The organism is Frigidibacter oleivorans (assembly GCF_003993775.1).
Taxonomy (GTDB): domain Bacteria; phylum Pseudomonadota; class Alphaproteobacteria; order Rhodobacterales; family Rhodobacteraceae; genus Frigidibacter; species Frigidibacter oleivorans.
The window spans coordinates 88,176-107,037 of record NZ_RJRZ01000008.1 but is presented as its reverse complement, the minus strand read 5'-3'; the positions used below and the strand labels follow the sequence as shown (position 1 = coordinate 107,037).

Annotated in this window: 16 protein-coding genes; 8 read left to right on the top strand and 8 right to left on the bottom strand. The window is 71.1% G+C overall.

From position 1 onward, the window contains the following. Nucleotides 1-18: 18 nt before the first annotated feature. Together xth and EEY80_RS11745 are read left to right on the top strand one after the other, a co-directional pair. On the top strand, nucleotides 19-798 hold the full coding sequence (gene xth / locus EEY80_RS11750; protein ID WP_126976760.1) for an exodeoxyribonuclease III: 780 nt from the start codon (nucleotides 19-21) through the stop codon (nucleotides 796-798). After that, nucleotides 795-1,415, top strand: coding sequence for an NUDIX domain-containing protein (locus tag EEY80_RS11745; RefSeq protein WP_235829811.1), 621 nt, complete (start codon nucleotides 795-797; stop codon nucleotides 1,413-1,415). The genes xth and EEY80_RS11745 overlap by 4 nt, the downstream gene beginning before the upstream one ends. On the opposite strand, the gene EEY80_RS11740 is transcribed toward EEY80_RS11745, so the two are convergent. Next, nucleotides 1,391-2,584: an FAD-dependent oxidoreductase gene (locus tag EEY80_RS11740; protein ID WP_126976759.1), complete on the bottom strand. Its 1,194-nt coding sequence runs from the start codon at nucleotides 2,582-2,584 to the stop codon at nucleotides 1,391-1,393. The genes EEY80_RS11745 and EEY80_RS11740 overlap by 25 nt on opposite strands. A gap of 106 nt (nucleotides 2,585-2,690) precedes the next feature. After that, nucleotides 2,691-3,113 (bottom strand): RNA polymerase-binding protein DksA, encoded by a 423-nt coding sequence (dksA, locus tag EEY80_RS11735; protein WP_126976758.1) that lies wholly within the window; start codon nucleotides 3,111-3,113, stop codon nucleotides 2,691-2,693. 184 nt (nucleotides 3,114-3,297) lie between these two features. Between dksA and EEY80_RS11730 the strand changes: the two genes are divergently transcribed. After that, the gene (locus EEY80_RS11730) at nucleotides 3,298-4,140 is read left to right on the top strand and encodes an AAA family ATPase (protein ID WP_126976757.1); all 843 of its coding nucleotides are present in this window, start codon (nucleotides 3,298-3,300) and stop codon (nucleotides 4,138-4,140) included. A gap of 93 nt (nucleotides 4,141-4,233) precedes the next feature. Here EEY80_RS11730 and EEY80_RS11725 read toward each other — a convergent pair whose 3' ends face one another. Beyond that, complete coding sequence (locus EEY80_RS11725) at nucleotides 4,234-5,124, bottom strand: NAD(P)-dependent oxidoreductase (protein ID WP_268885652.1); 891 nt, start codon at nucleotides 5,122-5,124, stop codon at nucleotides 4,234-4,236. A gap of 65 nt (nucleotides 5,125-5,189) precedes the next feature. Here EEY80_RS11725 and EEY80_RS11720 point away from each other — a divergent pair, with 65 nt between their 5' ends. Further along, entirely contained in the window at nucleotides 5,190-7,670 is a 2,481-nt protein-coding gene (locus EEY80_RS11720; protein ID WP_126976755.1) for a penicillin acylase family protein, read from the top strand. Nucleotides 7,671-7,747: 77 nt separating this feature from the next. Here EEY80_RS11720 and EEY80_RS11715 read toward each other — a convergent pair whose 3' ends face one another. After that, on the bottom strand, nucleotides 7,748-8,176 hold the full coding sequence (locus EEY80_RS11715; protein WP_126976754.1) for a SufE family protein: 429 nt from the start codon (nucleotides 8,174-8,176) through the stop codon (nucleotides 7,748-7,750). Between the two features lie 161 nt (nucleotides 8,177-8,337). Here EEY80_RS11715 and EEY80_RS11710 point away from each other — a divergent pair, with 161 nt between their 5' ends. Continuing rightward, nucleotides 8,338-8,826 carry a hypothetical protein gene (locus tag EEY80_RS11710; protein WP_126976753.1) on the top strand — a complete coding sequence of 163 codons (489 nt, stop codon included), beginning with the start codon at nucleotides 8,338-8,340 and terminating at the stop codon, nucleotides 8,824-8,826. A 35-nt stretch (nucleotides 8,827-8,861) separates the two neighbouring features. On the opposite strand, the gene rnd is transcribed toward EEY80_RS11710, so the two are convergent. The 4 genes from rnd to EEY80_RS11690 all read right to left on the bottom strand — a co-directional run bounded on the left by rnd (nucleotide 8,862) and on the right by EEY80_RS11690 (nucleotide 15,008). Continuing rightward, nucleotides 8,862-10,022 (bottom strand): ribonuclease D, encoded by a 1,161-nt coding sequence (gene rnd, locus EEY80_RS11705; protein WP_126976810.1) that lies wholly within the window; start codon nucleotides 10,020-10,022, stop codon nucleotides 8,862-8,864. Nucleotides 10,023-10,229: 207 nt separating this feature from the next. Continuing rightward, complete coding sequence (locus EEY80_RS11700; RefSeq protein WP_126976752.1) at nucleotides 10,230-10,526, bottom strand: hypothetical protein; 297 nt, start codon at nucleotides 10,524-10,526, stop codon at nucleotides 10,230-10,232. A gap of 139 nt (nucleotides 10,527-10,665) precedes the next feature. After that, nucleotides 10,666-13,872, bottom strand: a complete 3,207-nt coding sequence (locus tag EEY80_RS11695; protein ID WP_235829810.1) for an efflux RND transporter permease subunit — start codon at nucleotides 13,870-13,872, stop codon at nucleotides 10,666-10,668. After that, on the bottom strand, nucleotides 13,869-15,008 hold the full coding sequence (locus tag EEY80_RS11690) for an efflux RND transporter periplasmic adaptor subunit (protein WP_126976751.1): 1,140 nt from the start codon (nucleotides 15,006-15,008) through the stop codon (nucleotides 13,869-13,871). The genes EEY80_RS11695 and EEY80_RS11690 overlap by 4 nt, the downstream gene beginning before the upstream one ends. A 351-nt stretch (nucleotides 15,009-15,359) precedes the next feature. On the opposite strand from EEY80_RS11690, the gene EEY80_RS11685 reads away from it, so the two are divergent. From EEY80_RS11685 to EEY80_RS11675, 3 genes are read left to right on the top strand one after another with little or no spacing between them, the layout of a single operon-like run. Then, a complete protein-coding gene (locus EEY80_RS11685) occupies nucleotides 15,360-16,103 on the top strand; it encodes a paraquat-inducible protein A (protein ID WP_235829809.1) in 744 nt (247 codons plus the stop codon). Between the two features lie 2 nt (nucleotides 16,104-16,105). Then, a complete protein-coding gene (locus tag EEY80_RS11680) occupies nucleotides 16,106-16,693 on the top strand; it encodes a paraquat-inducible protein A (protein ID WP_126976807.1) in 588 nt (195 codons plus the stop codon). A gap of 14 nt (nucleotides 16,694-16,707) precedes the next feature. Then, a complete protein-coding gene (locus EEY80_RS11675) occupies nucleotides 16,708-18,855 on the top strand; it encodes an MlaD family protein (RefSeq protein ID WP_235829808.1) in 2,148 nt (715 codons plus the stop codon). Nucleotides 18,856-18,862: the final 7 nt, after the last annotated feature.

Here is an 18,862-nt window from a genome sequence, read left to right as displayed (position 1 = left end):
GAAGGACGACGCGCAGGCATGAAGATCGCCACCTTCAACATCAACGGCATCAAGGCCCGGGCCGAGGCCCTGCCCGCCTGGCTGTCCGAGGCGCAGCCCGAGGTGGTGCTGCTGCAGGAAATCAAGTCGGTGGACGAGGCCTTCCCCCGCGCCGTGTTCGAGGACATGGGCTACCGGGTCGAGACGCATGGCCAGAAGGGCTTCAACGGCGTGGCGATCCTGTCGCGGCTGCCGATGGAGGATATCCGCCGCGGCCTGCCCGGCGACGAGAGCGACGAACAGGCCCGCTGGATCGAGGCGGTGGTGACGGGCGACCGGGCGCTCAGGATCTGCGGGCTCTACCTGCCCAACGGCAATCCGGCGCCGGGGCCGAAATACGACTACAAGCTGGCCTGGATGGCGCGGATGGAGGCCCGGGTGCGCGCCGTGCTGGCGGGCGAGGAGGCGGCGGTCTTCGCCGGCGACTACAACGTGATCCCGCAGCGCGAGGATGCGGCGAAGCCCGATGCCTGGCTGACCGACGCGCTGTTCCTGCCCGACACCCGCGCCGCCTTTCGCCGGATGCTGAACCTCGGGCTGACCGACGCCTTCCGCGCCCGCGAGCCGCGCCCCGGCCATTATTCTTTCTGGGACTATCAGGCCGGCGCGTGGGAGCGGAACAACGGCATCCGCATCGACCACCTGCTGCTGACCCCGCAGGCGGCCGACCTGCTGCTGGCCGCCGGCATCGACAAGGAGGTCCGCGGCCGCGACAAGCCCTCGGACCATGTGCCGGTCTGGATCGAGTTGGACGCATGAGGGACCATATGGCGGGCGGCGCGACGCATCGGGGAACGCCCGGCGGCGAGGGCCGCATCGAGCGGCTGGACGGCCGCACCGTCTATGAAAACCCCTGGCTGAAGGTGCGCGAGGATCGCGTCCGCTTCGCCGACGGGCATGAGGGCATCTATGGCGTGGTGGACAGGACAGGCTCGGTCGCCGTCCTGCCGCTGCATGACGACGGCACGGTGACGCTGGTCGAGCAGTTCCGCTACACCGTCGGCGGCCGGTACTGGGAATTGCCGCAGGGATCGCGCAGCCCGGCGCATGGCGACGATCCGGCCGCCTCGGCCCGGGCGGAACTGGCCGAGGAAGCGGGCCTTGCCGCCGCGCGGCTGGAGCCCGTCGGCGCCCTGTGGGAGGCCTATGGCTTTGCCTGCCAAGAGGTGCATTGCTTCCTCGCCACCGGCCTGACCGAGGCCAGCGCCGCGCGCGACGCGACCGAGGCCGACATGGTGACCGGCCGCTTCACGCTCGATGAGGTGCGGGCGCTGGTGGCGGCGGGCCGCATCCGCGACAACCTGACGCTCGCGGTGATCGGGCTGCTGGCGCTGCAGGGGCGGATCGGCGGTCAGGCCGTCACGTCGAACCCGTAAAGCCAGTCGAACCGGTCCATCACCCGGCCCGGCGCCAGCCGCCCGGCCAGCCGCATCGCCACATGCCCCACCGCGCGCGGCAGGCCCGACAGGTGATAGTTGCGCGCATTGGCATTGGCCGCCTCGACCACCCGCGTCGCGCGCGGCCGCCGCAGCACCTCGTAACGGGCCAGCGCCGCGGCGAGATCCGGCTCCTCGGCCAGCGCGCCGCACAGCACCCAGGCATCCTCCAGCGCCATCACCGCGCCCTGCGCGAGGAAGGGCAGCGTCGGATGCGCCGCATCGCCCAGGATCGCCGCGCCCCAGCCCGTGGGCCCGCCTTCGGAGCCCGAGGCCTGCCAGTGCTGCGCCACAGGATGACGGAACAGCCCCCACAGCGCCGGCGCCTCGACCCGGTCGAGCCAGCCCCGCACCTCGGGCGCGAACCGGGCAAAGGCCATCCGCAGCGCGATCGGATCATCGGTCAGCGACCAGCTTTCCTCGACCCAGCGGTGCCGTTCCTCGACCGCGACAATGTTGCGCAAGGTTCCGCCGCGCAGCGGATAGGTCACCAGATGCCGCCCCGGCCCCATATAGACCCGCGCCACCGGCGGAAGGCCCGGCTCGGCCGGGATCGTCGCGCGCCAGGCGGCGTGATGGGTGAAGAAGGGTGCGACCGTGCCGTTCAGCGCCTCGCGCAGCTTCGAATGCAGCCCGTCGGCGCCGATCAGCAGGTCGGCCTCGATCTCGGCCCCCTGCGCGGTCAGCACGCGGGGCCGGTGCGGGCCCAGCGTCACCCGCTCGACCTTCTGCAACAGGCGCAGGCGCACCCCGGCCTCGCGCGCGCCCGCCGCCAGCAGGTCGATCAGGTCCGCCCGGTGGACGAAGCGCCAGTCCTGCCCCGGCCGCAGCCGCGCCAGATCCATCCGCAGCACCCGTTCCGCCCCCGGCCCGTCCCACAGCTCGATCGCCTCGGCCCGCTGGCCCGCCGCCGCCAGCGCCTCGCCCAGCCCGAGCGCGCGCAGCACGCAGGCCCCGTTCGGGCTGATCTGCAGGCCGGCGCCGACCTCGGCGATCTCGGGCGCCTGTTCCAGCACCGTCACCTCGGCCCCGCGCAGCGCCAGCGCGCGCGCCACCGCCAGCCCGGCCACGCCCGCGCCCAGCACCGTCACCTGCCGTCCGATCAGCATCGGCCGCCCCTCCGCCCAAATGCGGACAGCGGAGCCTTCCGGCCCCGCTGTCCCGTCATTCCATCCTGTCGCGGCATCTGCGCCCGCCCTGATCCGCCGCCTGCGATCAGTCGTCGCGATGCACCCGCTCGCGCCGCTCGTGCCGCTCCTGCGCTTCCAGCGTCATGGTGGCGATGGGCCGCGCGTCGAGGCGCTTCAGGCTGATCGGCTCGCCCGTCACTTCGCAATAGCCGTATTCGCCGTTCTCGATCCGCCGCAGCGCGGCGTCGATCTTCGACACCAGCTTGCGCTGGCGATCGCGGGTGCGCAGTTCCAGCGCCCGGTCGGTCTCTTCGCTGGCGCGGTCGGCGATGTCGGGGACGCTGCGGGCCGAATCCTGCAGGCCTTCCAGCGTCTCGGCGGACTGGTCGAGCAGTTCCTGCTTCCAGGTCAGCAGCTTGCGCCGGAAATATTCCAGCTGGCGGTCGTTCATGAACGGCTCGTCTTCGGCCGGGCGGTAGTCTTCGGGAAGAAAGACCTCTGCCTTCATCCTGGCGTCCTCCAGTTCGGCCGGAACCTGCACGGGCGTCGTCTTCGGTCATCCGGCATGCCTTGCGGGCACCCCATAGCCCAAGCCCGCCATCTTGTCACTAGGCCGCGGCTGCGCTTGCGGCAAAATGCGGGGCCGTCTACGCTCCGCCCGAAGTTTCGGCGCGAGCGGGCGGAAAACACTGATGAAATTCACCGGAACCGAACGATACGTCGCGCCCGCCGATCTGGCGGTGGCGGTGGACGCCGCGGTGACGCTGGAACGGCCGCTGCTGGTGAAGGGCGAACCCGGCACCGGCAAGACCGAACTGGCCCGGCAGGTCGCGGCCAGCCTGAACCTGCCCATCGTCGAATGGCACATCAAGTCCACCACCCGGGCGCAGCAGGGGCTCTACGACTATGACGCCGTCAGCCGGCTGCGCGACAGCCAGCTGGGGGACGAACGCGTGCGGGACGTGCGCAACTACATCCGCCGCGGCAAGCTGTGGCAGGCCTTCGCGGCCGAGTCCCGCGTGCTGCTGCTGATCGACGAGATCGACAAGGCCGATATCGAGTTTCCGAACGACCTGCTGCAGGAACTCGACCGGATGGAGTTCCATGTCTACGAGACGGGCGAGACGGTGACGGCCCGCCACCGTCCCGTGGTCATCATCACCTCGAACAACGAGAAGGAGCTGCCAGACGCCTTCCTGCGGCGCTGCTTCTTCCACTACATCCGCTTCCCGGACCCCGAGACGATGGCTGCCATCGTCCGGGTGCATTTCCCCGACATCAAGGACCGGCTGCTGGCCGAGGCGCTGACCCGCTTCTATGCGCTGCGCGACCAGCCGGGGCTGAAGAAGAAGCCCTCGACCTCGGAAGTGCTGGACTGGCTGAAGCTGATCCTGGCCGAGGATCTGGCGCCCGAGGACCTGAAGGGCGACGGGCGCAGCCTGCTGCCGCGGCTGCACGGGGCGCTGCTGAAGACCGAACAGGACGTGGCGCTGTTCGAACGCCTCGCCTTCCTCGACCGGCAGGCGCGGCGCTGAGGGCCGCCGGCACCGCAGGGCCGCCATCTTCTGTTCCGAAATATCCCGGGGGAAGGCTCGGGACGAGCCGGGGGGCAGCGCCCCCCTTCGCCCCTAGTCCGCGGCGCGCAGGCGGCGGATCAGCGACGAGGTGTCCCAGCGACCGCCGCCCATGCGCTGGATGTCCTTGTAGAACTGGTCCACCAGCGCGGTGACGGGCAGGCTCGCCCCGGTCTCGTCGGCGGTGGCCAGGCAGATGCCCAGATCCTTGCGCATCCAGTCCACCGCGAAGCCATAGTCGAAGCGGTTCTCGGCCATGCCCTGATGACGGTTGGCCATCTGCCAGCTGCCCGCGGCGCCCTGGCTGATCACCTCGACCACCCCGGCGATGTCGAGCCCGGCCTTCTCGGCGAAATGCAGCCCCTCGGACAGGCCCTGCACCAGGCCCGCGATGCAGATCTGGTTCACCATCTTGGTCATCTGCCCGGCGCCGCTGTCGCCCATCCGGCGGCAGATGCGGGCATAGGCGGCGATCACCGGCTCGGCCGCGGCATAGTCCGGCTCCGACCCGCCGCACATCACCGACAGCACGCCGTTTTCCGCCCCCGCCTGCCCGCCCGAGACCGGCGCGTCGACGAAGCCCAGCCCAAGGCCGCGGGCGATGTCCGACAGGTCGCGCGTCACCCGGGCCGATACCGTGGTGTGATCGACGAAGATCGCCCCCGGCGCCATGCCGTCGAAGGCGCCGGCCTCGCCGGTGCAGATCGCGCGCAGGTCGTCGTCGTTGCCGACGCAGGCCATCACGAACTCTGCGCCCTCGGCCGCGGCGGCGGGGCTGGCCGCCCGGCGCCCGCCATGCCGCGCCACCCAGTCCGCGGCCTTGGCTTCGGTGCGGTTGTAGACCGTGACCTCATGCCCCTTCGCGGCCAGATGCCCCGCCATCGGAAACCCCATCACCCCGAGGCCAAGAAACGCCACCTTCGCCATCGCCCACTCCTGTGCCATTGCGGTGCCCGCCGTTTCGTCCTAGTTACGCGCCCTGTCCCTGCCGTCAACCTTGGGTCCCCGCGATGCCGATCCTCTTCCGCTGGCTCCTGCGCATCGTGACGGGGCTTCTGCTGGCGGTGGTGGCGGCGGTGACGCTGGTCTACACCTTCGCCGCCGGGTCCCTGCCCGATTACAGCGGCACCCACCGCGTCGCCGGAATCGCCGCCCCGGTCGAGATCGTGCGCGACACCGGCAATGTGCCCCATATCTTCGGCACCCGCGACGAGGACGTGTATTTCGGCCTCGGCTATGCCCATGCGCAGGACCGGCTGTGGCAGATGACCTTGCTGCGCCGCACCGCGCAGGGGCGGCTGTCGGAACTGTTCGGCCAGCGCACCGTGCGGGTGGACGAGCTGCTGCGCCGGCTGGACCTCTATGGCCTCGCCAGCCGCGCGGTGGCGGCGCAGGACACCCCCACGCAGGCGGCGCTGGCGGCCTATGCGCGCGGCGTCAACGAATGGATCCGCATCGTCAATGCCGAAAGCCGCGGCCGGGGCGCGCCGGAATTCTTCCTGTTCGAACCCGAGATCGCCTACTGGCAGCCGGCGGATTCGCTCGCGATCCTGAAGCTGATGGGGCTGCAACTGTCGGGCCAGCTGGAGAACGAGGTGCTGCGCGCGCGCCTGTCGCTCCTGTCCTCCGACTGGGCGCGCGACCTGATGCCCGAGGCGCCGGGAACCGGGGTGATCGACCTGCCGGACTATGCGGCGCTGGTGCCCGCCGTGCCCGCCACGGCCGCGGCCCTGCGCCGCGCCGATCTCGAGACGGCCGGGCCGCTGTCGCCCTTCCCGCCGCCGGGGCTGGGGGGGGCGTCCAATGCCTGGGCGGCGGCGCCGGACCGGGCGGCGGCGGGCGGCTCGCTGCTGGCCAACGACCCGCACCTGTCCTTCTCGGCCCCCTCCACCTGGTATCTGGCGCGGCTGGAGCTCGCCTCGGGCGGGGTGATCGGCGGGACGCTTCCGGGGGTGCCCGCGGTGCTGGTCGGGCGCAACGCGCGGCTCGGCTGGGGGCTGACCACCGCCTATGCCGACGATCAGGACCTGCTGATCGAGGAGCTGAACCCCGCAGACCCCACCGAATACCGCACCGCGCAGGGCTGGCGCGCCTTCACCAGCCGCCGCGCCATCGTCGAGGTCAAGGATGCGGCGCCGGTGACGCTGACCCTGCGCTGGACGGCCGAGGGGCCGGTCCTGCCCGGCAGCCATTTCGACATCGGCAGCGTCACGCCGCCCGGCCATGTCGCGGCGCTGCAATGGACGCTCCTGGCCGAGGGCGACACCTCGATGACCGCGGCGATCCGGCTGATGCAGGCGGGCAGCGTCGAGGCGGGAATCGCGGCGGGCGAGCTGTTCGTGGCCCCGGCGCAGAACCTGACGCTGGCCGACGAGGATGGCGTGGCGCTGGTCACCGTGGGCCGCCTGCCCGCCCGCGACCCCGGGCACGAGACGCAGGGCCGGATGCCGGCGCTCGGCTGGAAGACGCAGAACCTGTGGACCGGCACCCTGCCCTATGCCGCCAATCCGCGGGTCGTCGATCCGCCGGGCGGCATCCTTGGCAACACCAATAACAAGACGGTGGACCGACCCTTCCCCGACCATGTCAGCTTCGACTGGGGCGACAGCCAGCGGATCCAGCGCTGGACCCGGCTGATGCAGGAACGCGAGGTGCACAGCCGCGAAAGTTTCATCGCGGCGCAGCTCGACACCACCAGCCCCGCCGCGCGCAGCCTGTTGCCGCTGGTCGCGGCCGACCTGTGGTTCACCGGCGAGGCGGCGCCGGACGGCACGCCCGAACGGCGGCGGCAAAGGGCGCTGGCGCTGCTGGCGGAATGGAACGGCGAGATGAACGAACATCTGCCCGAACCGCTGATCTATGCCGCCTGGATGCGGGCACTGCAGGAACGGCTGATCCGCGACGAGCTGGGGCCGCTGGCCGACAGCTTCCCGCATCTGAACCCGCTGTTCATCGAGCGGGTGTTCCGCAATGTCGAGGGCGCGGGCCGCTGGTGCGACATCCTGCAATCCTCGCCGGTCGAGGATTGCACCACCATCGCGCGGCTGGCGCTGGACGATGCGCTGGTCTTCCTGTCGGAAAGCTACGGGTCCAATGTCGAAAGCTGGCGGTGGGGCGACGCGCATCAGGCGACGCATGACCATACGGTGCTGGGCGAGGTGCCGGTGCTGAAATGGTTCGTCAACATCCGGCAATCGACCTCGGGCGGGGACTTCACCCTGATGCGCGGCGTGACGAAGGGCACCGGGCCGCAGCCCTTCCTGAACGTCCACGGCGCCGGCTATCGCGGCGTCTACAACTTCGCCGACCCCGATTCCTCGGTCTTCATCATCGCCACCGGCCAGTCGGGCCACCCGCTGTCGCGCTGGTACGACGACCTGTCGGAGCTGTGGCGGCGGGGCGAATACCTGCCGATGTCGCTCGACCCCGCGCTGGCGCGGGCGGCGGCGACCGGCATCACCCGGCTGGAACCGGAGGGCGGGACGGAGTGAGGACAGCGAGGGGCGCTGCCCCTCTGGCCCGTGCCGGGCCATTCACCCCGGGATATTTGCGAACAGAAGATGGGGCATCAGCCCGCCGCGGCCACGGCGGCAAGGCGGCGGATGCGTTCGACCATGGCGCGCAACCCGTTCGACCGCTGCGAGGACAGGTGCCGGTCCAGCCCCAGCCGCGACAGTTCGGTGGCCGCGTCGACGCGGCCCACCTCGGCCACGCTGAGCCCGGAATAGAGCGCGTGCAGGATCGCGATCAGCCCGCGCACGATCATCGCGTCGCTTTCGCCCTCGAAATCGAAACGTGCCTCCGGCCCCGCGCCCTCGATCCGGGGCAGCAGCCAGACCTGGCTCGCGCAGCCCCCCACCTTGGTCGCGGGGACGCGCAGCGCCTCGTCGAGCGGCGGCATCGCGCGGCCGAGTTCGATCACGTGGCGATAGCGGTCCTCCCAGTCGTCGAGGAAGGCGAAGGTGTCGGCGATGTCTTCGAAGGCGGCGGTGGCCATGGGCAGTCTCCCGGTCCCGGACGGGACGCGGGCCATAGCTAGTGTCCCCGGGCGCGCCCGTCCACCCCCGCGGCGCCCGGGCGCCACCGACGCCGCCACAGTCCCTTTCCAAGCCGGATGCGATCGGCTAACCCATTGGGCAAGGAACAGGGGGACCCCGGATGAGACTTGCGCGCGCGCTGACGCTTGCCCTGACGACGAGCCTGACGCTGGCCGCCTGCGGTCGGGTCGCGGACAGCCGGGTGAACCCGTTCAACTGGTTCGGGCGGGCGGAAAGCCGGACGGTGGTGGTTGCGGCCGATCCGGCCGCCCTGCCCCCCGGCACGCGGCTGGTCGATCAGGTCACCGCGCTGGACGTCAACCGCACCCGCGACGGCGCGATCGTCACCGCGACCGGCATCCCGCCGACGCAGGGCTGGTGGGACGCGACGCTGCTGCCGCGCACGGCCGGGGCTGCCGGGACCGCCGTGCCGGTGGACGGGGTGGTGACGCTGCGCTTCGTGGTGACGCCGCCGCCCGGGCCCACGCGCCAGTCCACGCCGCAGTCGCGGCAGCTGACGGCGGGGCTGTTCCTGTCGAACGGCGATCTGGAGGGCGTGTCGCGGATCGTGGTCGAGGGCGCGCAGAACGCGATGACGTCGAGCCGCTGACGGGGCCGGGTGAGCGGGCCGCGTGATCGGGCCGGTCAGGCCGGGATCACCCGCACCGCGCCGCCCCGCGCCGACAGCGCCACCTCGCCCTTGCACAGCCGCAGCGCATCCTCGCCGAACACCTCGCGCCGCCAGCCCTGCAGCGCATCGACGTCGCGCCCGCCCGCTGCGATCACGTCCAGATCGGCGCTGGAGGCGATCAGCTTCGCCGCGACACCCGCCTCTTCGGACTTGGCCTTCAGCAGCACGCGCAGCAGGTCCGCCAGCGCGGAATTCACCTGCAGCTGGTCCCGCTCGTCGCTGATCCGGGGCAGATCCTCGGGCCGCGCCTCGAGCCCCGCCTTCACCGCGGCAAGGATGCCGTCGGCGATCTCGCCCTTGCGGGCCTCGGGCAGCAGCAGCCGCGACCGGCCCAGATCCTCCAGATTGGCCGGCCGGGTCGAGGCCAGCTCCAGCAGCGCGTCATCCTTGAACACCCGGCTGCGGGGGATGTTGCGGCCCTGCGCGAATTCCTCGCGGAACCGCGCCAGTTCGCGCACGATCGCCAGGAACCGGCCCGAGGTGGTGCGGGTCTTCACCCGCTCCCAAGCCTCTTCGGGCCGGGTGATATAGGTCTCGGGCGTCAGCAGGATCCCCAGTTCCTCTTCGACCCAGGCGGTGCGGCCGGTGCGGGCCAGTTCCCTGGCGAGGAATTCGTAGATCACCCGCAGATGGGTGACATCGGCCAGCGCATATTGCTTCTGCGCCTCGGACAGCGGCCGGCGCGACCAGTCGGTGAAGCGCGAGGTCTTGTCGAGGGATTCGCGGGCGATCTTGCGCACCAGCGTCTCGTACCCCACCTGCTCGCCAAAGCCGCAGACCATTGCCGCCACCTGGGTGTCGAACAGCGGCACCGGGAAGACATTGCCCTCGACGAAGAAGATTTCCAGATCCTGCCGTGCGGCGTGGAACACCTTCACCGTGCCCTCGTGCCGGAAGAGATCGTAGAGCGGGTCCAGCGACAGCCCCTCGCCCCCCGCGATCGGATCGACCAGCACCGCCTCGCCCTGTTTGCCGGGCAGCGCCATCTGGATCAGGCAGAGCTTGGACCAGTAGGTGCGTTCGCGCAGGAATTCGGTGTCGACGGTGACATAGGCTTGGGTTTTCGCCAGGTCGCAGAAGCGTGCGAGTTCGGCAGTCGTGGTGATGGTCTGCATTGCGGCCTTGGCTGACGGGGGCGGGGTCATCCCGCGCTATCCCCTCCTTTTATGGACAAGCCGCGGCAAAGGAAAGCGGCAGGCGGCGGCCCGACGCGAACGGGCCGCGTCAGGCCGAACCGGGCCGGCGAATCGTGCGCGACAACGCGAAAGGGGCGACCGCACGTGGCGATCGCCCCTGATCCGGGACCGGACCGGTGCCGACGGTCAGTTGGTGGTGCCCGTCGTCGTGGTGGACGTGGTGGTCGTGGTGGTGGTCGAGTCGTCGCCACCGTTGCTGCCGAAGGCCGCGATGCTGACCGCACCGGTCAGCAGGCCGGCGGCGATCAGGAGGTTGGTGGCCGGCAGGACAGTGCCGCCCGCGGCGACGGTGCCGCCCGCGGTCTGGGTGCCCTGGGTGCTGGCGGTCAGCGAGCCCGGAAGCGAGGTGACGGGTTCCGCGAAGGCCGGCAGGGCGAGACCTGCGGACAGCACGAGGATCGAGGCAGAGATCTTGATCGACATGGGAGGTCTCCTGAATGATGGTCCGGGCATAACATGTTTCCGCAGCGCGGCACAGCCCCTATTGCCCCTTCCAAGCCCCGAAAGCGGTGCGGGTTCCGAAACCGGCAGCTTCCCGCGCGCCGGACCCCGCCCCGCCTGCCTATTCAGCGGGCAGATGCGGCGCGCGTGCCGGCGCCGCGCGCAGTTCGCCCATCAGCCGCGCCTCCTCGGCCGCCTTTGGCTTCGACAGCCCGGCCAGCAGCAGATAGGCCACCGGCGTGACATAGAGCGTGGCGATGGTGGCGATCCCCAGCCCGCCCACGATGATCCAGCCCAGGACCTCGCGCGCCTCGGCCCCCGCGCCATGGGCGAAGATCAGCGGCAGCCCGCCCAGCACCGTGGCGATCATCGTCATCATCACCGGGCGCAGGCGGACGATGCAGGCCTCCTCGATCGCGGCGCGGACCGGCCGGCCCTCGTCGCGCAGCTGGTTGGCGAACTCGACGATCAGGATGCCGTTCTTGGCCATGATCCCCACCAGCAGCACCAGCCCGATCTGGCTGTAGACATTCATGCTGCCGCCCGTCACCAGCAGGGCGAAGATCGCGCAGGCGAGACCCAGAGGCACCGTCGCCATCACGATCGCCGCCGAGACGAAACTTTCGAACTGCGCCGCCAGCACCAGAAGGACGATCAGCACCGCCATGCCGAAGGTGATCGCCAGACCCGTGGCCTGTTCGCCCAGGGTGGCGGCCTCGCCCATCGGGATCAGCCGCACATCGGCGGGCAGCACCTCGTTCGCCGCGCGCTGCGCCGCGGCCCAGGCATCGCCGATGCCAAGGCCCGGCTCCAGTTCCACCTCCACCGGAACCGCGCGCAGCTGCTGTTCGCGGGACAGTTCCGGCGCCACGGCCTTTTCCTCCAGCCGCACGAAGGTCGAGATCGGCACCATCTGCCCGTCCTGCGCGCGCACGAAGATGCGTTCCAGATCGCCCGGATCGTTCACCGGATCGCCGGTCGAGACCATCTTCACGTCGAAGCTGTCATCCTCGAGGAAGACCGTCGCCACCGTCCGCCCGTCCAGCACCGCCTGCAGCGCCTCGCCCAGACCGTCGATATTGACGCCGATATCGGCGGCGCGGCGGCGGTCCACCTGCAGGAACAGCTGGGGCTGCGTCGTCTCGTAATCCAGCTCGACCCGGGCGACGCCGGGAATAGCCTCCAGCGCGGGGGTTATCTCTGCCGCCAGCGCCGCCAGCCTGTCATAATTGCTGCCGGCCAGCGCGAAGGACAGTTCGCCATCCGCCCCCCGGATGCCCAGCGAGTTGGGCGCGATGGCGAAGATGCGCGCGCCCACGATCGGGGCGATCCGCGCCTGGACATCGGCGGTGATCTCGGCCTGGCTGCGGCTGCGCTCGCCCCAGTCGGCCAGCGCCAGCACCACGAAGCCGCGGTTGTCGTTCCCGCCCTGCCCCACATTGACGAAGCTCGACACGATCTCGCCCGACTGCACCAGCGGGTCCAGCCGCGCCTCGATTTCGCGCATCTTGACGTCGGTATAGTCCAGCGCCACGCCCTGCGGAGTGCGCACCGACAGGATCACCAGCGCGCGGTCTTCCTCGGGGGTCAGTTCCTGCCGGATCGAGGGATAGACGAACAGCGCCGTGGCCGCGAACAGCGCCGAGACCGCGACCGCGACCAGCGGCGCCGACAGGCACCAGCCCAGCGTGCGGGCATAGAGCCCGGCGAAGGCGCCGCCGATCCGGCCGAGAAGGCCGCCGTCCTGCGCCTCGGCCGGCGCGGACAGAAGCCGGCTCGCCAGCACCGGGCACAGCGTCAGCGCGGTGACCGAGGACAGCAGCACCGAGATCGCCAGCGTGAAGCCGAATTCGCGGAACAGCCCGCCGGTCTGCCCCGGCAGGAAGGACAGCGGCACGAAGACCGCGGCCAGCGTGGTGGTGGTGGCGATCACCGCGAAGAACACCTGCTGTGTGCCCATGACCGCCGCCGCGCGCGGCCCCAGCCCCGCCGCCCGCCGCCGGACGATGTTTTCCAGCACCACGATGGCGTCGTCCACCACCATCCCCGTCGCCAGCACCAGCGCCAGCAGCGTCAGGATGTTGATCGAGAAGCCGACGATCCAGATCGCGGCCACCGTGCCGATCAGCGACACCGGGATCGCGATCACCGGGATCAGCGTCGCCCGCAGGTCGCGCAGGAACAGCCAGATCACCGCGGTGACGATCAGCACCGACAGGCCGAGCGCCAGTTCCACCTCGTGGATGGCGCCGTTGATGAAATTCGCGCTGTCCGAGGACACGAATATCCGCACGTCCGGCGGCAGGTTCGTCTGGATGTCCGCCACCGCCGCCCGCACCGCGCGCGAGATGTCGAGCGTGTTCGACTGCGCCTGCCGCAGCACGCCGAGGCCGATCCCCGTCTCGCCATTCGCGCGCAGGATCGTGTCGCCCGGATCGGGGCCGAGCGTGACCCGCGCCACCTCGCCCAGCCGGACATCGGGGGCGATCTCCAGCGCCTCGAAATCGGCGCCGGTGGTCAGGGGAGCGGTCGCCCGCACCTGCAGGCTGTTGCGCGCCGCCGACAGCGAGCCTGCCGGGGAATCGAAGGCGGCGACGGCCAGCGTTTCCCGCAGATCGGCCAGCGTCAGGCCCCGGCTGGCCAGCTGGGCCATGTCGACATCGACGCGGAACACCTCGGTCCGGTCGCCATAGACCTGCAGGTCCGCCACGCCCGGCGCGGACAGGATCCGGTCCTCGACCTCGTCGGTGACGATGCGGGTCAGGTCCTGCGGCGAGCGGGTGGCCGAGGTCACGGCCAGCCGCATCACCGGGCTCGAATCCGCGTCCGCCTTGACCACGCGGGGATCGTCGGCATCGTCGGGCAGGCTGCCCGTCACCCGCGCCACCGCGTCGCGCAGGTCGGTCGCGGCGACGTCCAGATCGACATCGTCGCGGAATTCCACCGTCACCCGGCTGGACCCGTAGCGCGAGGTCGAGGAGATGGCCTTGACCCCCGACACCCGGCCCGCCGCGCCCTCGATCACCGCGGTCACCTCGCGGTCGATCGTCTCGGGCGAGGCCCCGTCGAAATCGGTGGAGACGGTCACCACGGGCCGGTCGACATCCGGCAGTTCGCGGACCTCGGCCCCCATGAAGGCGCCCAGCCCGGCCAGCACGATCAGCGCGTTCAGCACGAAGGCCAGGATCGGCCGCCGCACCAGAAGCGCGGTGTTCGACCGGGCGACGGCCGCGGCCTCCAGCGCCGCGGCGGCGGCCGCCTCGGCGCCGGTCTCGCGCGCGGCGGTGTCCTGCGTTTCCTGCGGGCCCATCTCCTGCGGGCCGCTCATGTCGCGTGCTCGGGGGCGAGGGTGACGCTGGCGCCGGGGCGCAGGTTGTCGCCGCCCTCGATCACCACCAGATCGCCGGCCTCGAAGGCCGCGTCCAGCAGCACCGCCTCGGCGTTGCGCTGCAGGATCTGCACCGGCACCTGCACCGCCTTGCCCGCGCGCACCGCCCAGACATAGGCACCCTCGGCCGACCATTGCACCGCCAGCGGATCGACCGAGGGCAGCGGATCGCCGGCGAAGGCCAGTTCGATGCCGATGGCCATGCCGGCGCGCAGCCGGTCATCGGCATTGGGGATCGCCGCCTGCACCCGCAGCGACCGGCTCGCCTCGTCCACCCGGTTGTCGAGCGCGATGATCTCGCCCTCGATCACCCGGTCGGGGTCGGCCAGCGCCGCCGCCGCCACCGGGGTTCCGGGGGCGAGCCGGCTGACCACGCGTTCCGGCACCCGGAATTCCACCAGCAGGCTCGACCGGTCCTCGATCCGGGCGATCTCGGTCCCCTGCGACACCAGATCGCCGGTCTCGACCGCCAGCAGGCCCACCCAGCCGTCGACGGGGGCGGTGATGCTGTGGCGCGACAGCTCGAACTCCGCCTCGCGCAGGGCGAGCGCCGCGGTACGTTCGGCCAGTTCCGCCTCTTGCCGCGCCAGTTCGGTGCCCGTGCCGCTGTCCTGCAGGCGTTGCAGCCGCTGCAGGTCGGCCTCGGCATCGGCCAGCATCAGCCGCGCCCGGTCCACCGCGATGCGCGCCGCGTCGGCGTCAAGCTCCACCAGCACCGTGCCGGCGGCGACCTCCTGACCGGAGGCCACGTGCAGCGCCGCCACCCGGCCGGTGATTTCCGAGGCGAGCGTGACCGAGCGGATGCCGCGCGCGGTGCCGATGGCGGTGACGATGTCCTGCATCTCGCGCCGTTCGGGCGCCATGGCCACCACCGTCGTGGCCCGTCCGCCCGACCAGCCCCCGCCGCCTTCCGCCTGCCCCGCCGGCTGTTCGGCGACAATGCCGATGCGCTGCATCGGGCCCAGCAGGCCGGCGCGGTCCAGCAGCGGCCGCGCCGCCGGAACATAGAGCGCCCAGAGGACGCAGCCCGCGGCGAGAACGCCGAGGGTCAGGATCAGCTGTCGCCACAGCGGCATTCGTCTCTCCGTCAGGCTGGCGGCCGTATCGGCGTCAGGGATTGGCGTCCTCCGGCCCGCTTGCAATACGCGCGGCGGGCGGAATTCCGTCGCGCCCGGTTTGCCAGGATTTAGGGGGCAGAACCCCCGCCCCGGCAAGTCGCATTCCCGCGAGGCGGCCTTGCGGCGCGCCGCCTGATGCCGCCCTGCCGCAATCCTGTCGCGCATGCAGCAAGTGACGGCGGCGTGACACCGCAGGCTCTGGACCGCGCGGCGGAACGCACTAAAACGGCTTTCTGACAATCACTGGCCGACCGCCGCGCCGGATCGCCGCCCGCGCCCGCACCATGCGGGAATCGAAGGACAGGACCCTTGCGCCGACCCGCCGACACCGCCCCCCTTCCCGACCGGGCCAAGATGGCCGCCGTCGCGGGCGCGCCGCTGGAACGGCTGCGCGCCTGCCCGCATTGCGACGCGCTGCATGTGCTGCCCGATCTCGGCCCGCGCGAACGGGCCAGCTGCAGCCGCTGTCACGCGCTGCTGGTGGCGCCGCGCAGCCGGGCGCTGAGCCGGATCATCGCGCTGGCGCTGACCGCGCTGATCCTGATGGCGGCGGCGGTGATGATGCCCTTCCTCGACCTGACCGAGGCGGGGATGCACAGCCGCGCCTCGGTCATGGATGCGGTGATGGCCTTTTCGCGCGGGGCGATGGCGCCCCTGTCGATCGCGGTCGGCGCGCTGATCGTGGTGATCCCGGCGCTGCGGCTGGCGCTGGTGCTGTATGTACTGGCGCCGATGCTGGGCGGCGGCGCGCCCTGGCCCCGGGCGGGCCAGGCCTTCCGGCTGGCCAATGCGCTGAAGCCCTGGTCGATGGCCGAAATCTTCATGATCGGGGTCGCCGTCGCGCTGGTGAAGGTCGCGGGGCTCGCCTCGGTCACGCCGGGGCCCGCCTTCTGGGCCTTCTGCGGGCTGGTGCTGGTGACGGTGCTGCATGACAACGTGATGGACAACGAGTCGATCTGGCAGGCCATCGAGACGCGCGAGAAGGCGGCGCGCGGCGAGGGTGACGGCAAGACCGATCCGCTGGCCGCGCCGCCGCGCGGGGTGCGCGCGTGACCGTGACCGCCCGGCAGGCCGGGCTCGTCGCCTGCACCCGCTGCGGCCGGGTCTGGCCCGCCGACGTCCATACCTGCGCGCGCTGCGGCGCGCCGCTGTCCAGCCGCGATCCCGGCGCCCTGCAACGGGTCTGGGCCTGGTGGATCGCGGGGCTGGTGGTCTACATCCCCGCCAATGTCTATCCGATGCTGATCACCCGGACGCTGAACTACAGCAGCGAGGCGACCATCCTCGGCGGGGTGATCGAGCTTCTGTCGCATGGCGACGTGCTGGTGGCGCTGGTGGTCTTCGTGGCCTCGATCCTGATCCCGGTGGGCAAGTTCATCGCCATCGGCTTTCTCGCGCTGTCGGTCGAGAAGCGGCGCTGGATGTCGGAACACGGCCAGCACCGGCTGCATGCGGTGGTCGAGTTCATCGGCCGCTGGTCGATGATCGACGTGTTCGTGGTGGCGATCCTCGCCTCGCTGGTGCGCTTCGACGCGGTGGCCACGATCAATCCCGGCATCGCCGCCGTCAGCTTCGCGCTGTCGGTTGCCTTCACGATGCTCGCCGCCCAGAGTTTCGACCCCAGGACCATCTGGGACGACTGAACCGGAGTGCCCCCTTGACCGACCGAGACGACCCCCCTTCGCCGGACGATCCGGCCCGTCGCGATGCCGCCGCCGATACCGCCCCGGCCGCGATGGATGTCCGCCCGGCGCGCGACCGCTGGTGGCAGAACCTGTCGCCGGTCTGGCTGGTGCCGCTGGTGGCGCTGGCGGTGGCGGTCGGGCTGGCCTGGAACAGCTATGCCAGCCGTGGGACGCTGATCACCATCAGCTTCCAGAACGCGTCCGGGATCGAGGCCGGGCAGACGCCGATCAAGTTCCGCGACGTGACCATCGGCGTGGTCGACCGCGTGAACTTCAGCGGCGGCCTGACTGAGGTTCTGGTCGAGGCGCGGGTCGATGCCGATGTCGCGGCCTTCATGGACGAAGATGCGGAATTCTGGGTGGTCCGCCCCGAGGTCAGCGTGCGCGGGGTCACGGGGCTGGACACCGTGCTGTCGGGCGCCTTCATCGCCGGGCGCTGGAACAGCGAGGCAGGCGACCAGCGCACCCGCTTCACCGGCCTGGAAACCGCCCCCATCGTCTCGACCCCGGGAACCGAGGGCATGCCGATCACCCTGCGGCTGAAGGACGGCAACCAGATCACCTCGGGCGCGCCGATCCTGTTCAAGGGGATCGAGGTCGGCAGCCTCGGCGCGCCGCGCCTGTCCGAGGACGGGACGCTGGTGCTGATCGACGGTGTGGTGCAGCAGCCCTATGCGCAGCAGCTGACCAGTTCGACCCGGTTCTGGGATGCCTCGGGCTTCGACGTGTCCATCGGCACCTCGGGCGTGCAGCTGGACGTGAAAAGCCTCGCCTCGCTGATCGAGGGCGGCATCAGCTTCGACACCGTGGTGTCGGGCGGGCAGCCGGTCGAGCCGGGGATGGTCTTCGACGTGTTCCCCGACGAATCCAGCGCCCGGGACAGCATCTTCAATGCGCCGAACGATGCCGGCATCCCCTTCAGCGCGGTCTTCGCCGAAGGCTCGGTCTCGGGGCTGGAGGCGGGGGCGGAGGTGCGCTTTCGCGGGCTGAAGGTGGGCGAGGTCACGGGGATCAGCGCCTTCGTCACCGGCGAGGATGCGGCGACCGAGGTCTGGCTGCGCGCCAATTTCGACCTGCTGCCGACCCGGCTGGGCCTGCCCGAGGGCGCGGACGAGGACGCGACGCTCGACTTCCTCGCCGAGATGATCGAGGAGAACGGGCTGCGCGCAAGGCTCGCCTCGGCCAGCATCCTGACCGGCGCGCTGATCGTGGAACTGGTCGAACTGCCCGAGGCGGCGGCGGCGGAACTGAACCGCGAGGGCGAGCCCTACCCGCTGATCCCGACGGTCCCGGCCGAGATCTCGGATTTCGCCGCGACCTCGCAGGGGGTGTTCGAGCGGATCAACGCCCTGCCGGTCGAGGAGCTGATGCAATCGGCCATCGACACGATGGACAGCATCCGGGCGCTGGCCGCCGATCCCGATACCCGCCGCGTGCCCGGCGCCGCCGCCGACCTGCTGGAAGACACCCGCGCGCTGGTCACCTCGGAGGACGTGGCGGCGATCCCGGGCGAGCTGCGCAGCCTGTCGGAAAGCCTGAACGGGGTCATGGCGCAGATCGAGCAGGCGCAGACCATCGAACGGCTGATCGCGGCGGTGGACCGGGCCGATGCCGCGCTGGCGCAGATCGAGACGGCGGCCGAGGACTTCCCCGCCATCACCGATCAGGTGCGCGGCATCGCCGAGACGGTGAACGGCCTGCCGATGGAGCAGTTCCTGGCCTCGCTCGACGCGCTGGTGGACAGCGCCGACGCGCTGATCGGCACCGAAGAGGCGCGCAGCCTGCCGCCGGCGCTGGCCGATGCGCTGCACGAGGTGACGGCGGCGCTGGCGGAACTGCGCAACGGCGGCGCCATCGCCAATGTCAACAGCACGCTGTCGGCGGCGGAAGAGGCCGCGCGCGCGATCAACGAGGCGGCGCAATCGCTGCCCGACCTGTCGGAACGGCTGTCGGGTCTGGTCGTCAGCGCCGGGGGCGTGGTGGCCACCTATGGCGACCAGTCGCGATTCAACACGGAACTGTTGACGACCCTGCGCGATGTGCAGGCGGCGTCGGAGTCGATCGAGGCCCTCGCCCGCGCCATCGAGCGCAACCCGCAATCCCTGCTTCTCGGACGATAGGAAGACC

Excerpts from the sequence above, each read along its gene's own strand:
- xth (WP_126976760.1), top strand. The coding sequence starts at position 19 with ATGAAGATCGCCACCTTCAACATCAACGGCATCAAGGCCCGGGCCGAG.
- EEY80_RS11745 (WP_235829811.1), top strand. The coding sequence starts at position 795 with ATGAGGGACCATATGGCGGGCGGCGCGACGCATCGGGGAACGCCCGGC.
- EEY80_RS11740 (WP_126976759.1), bottom strand. The coding sequence starts at position 2,584 with ATGCTGATCGGACGGCAGGTGACGGTGCTGGGCGCGGGCGTGGCCGGG.
- dksA (WP_126976758.1), bottom strand. The coding sequence starts at position 3,113 with ATGAAGGCAGAGGTCTTTCTTCCCGAAGACTACCGCCCGGCCGAAGAC.
- EEY80_RS11730 (WP_126976757.1), top strand. The coding sequence starts at position 3,298 with ATGAAATTCACCGGAACCGAACGATACGTCGCGCCCGCCGATCTGGCG.
- EEY80_RS11725 (WP_268885652.1), bottom strand. The coding sequence starts at position 5,124 with ATGGCACAGGAGTGGGCGATGGCGAAGGTGGCGTTTCTTGGCCTCGGG.
- EEY80_RS11720 (WP_126976755.1), top strand. The coding sequence starts at position 5,190 with ATGCCGATCCTCTTCCGCTGGCTCCTGCGCATCGTGACGGGGCTTCTG.
- EEY80_RS11715 (WP_126976754.1), bottom strand. The coding sequence starts at position 8,176 with ATGGCCACCGCCGCCTTCGAAGACATCGCCGACACCTTCGCCTTCCTC.
- EEY80_RS11710 (WP_126976753.1), top strand. The coding sequence starts at position 8,338 with ATGAGACTTGCGCGCGCGCTGACGCTTGCCCTGACGACGAGCCTGACG.
- rnd (WP_126976810.1), bottom strand. The coding sequence starts at position 10,022 with ATGCAGACCATCACCACGACTGCCGAACTCGCACGCTTCTGCGACCTG.
- EEY80_RS11700 (WP_126976752.1), bottom strand. The coding sequence starts at position 10,526 with ATGTCGATCAAGATCTCTGCCTCGATCCTCGTGCTGTCCGCAGGTCTC.
- EEY80_RS11695 (WP_235829810.1), bottom strand. The coding sequence starts at position 13,872 with ATGAGCGGCCCGCAGGAGATGGGCCCGCAGGAAACGCAGGACACCGCC.
- EEY80_RS11690 (WP_126976751.1), bottom strand. The coding sequence starts at position 15,008 with ATGCCGCTGTGGCGACAGCTGATCCTGACCCTCGGCGTTCTCGCCGCG.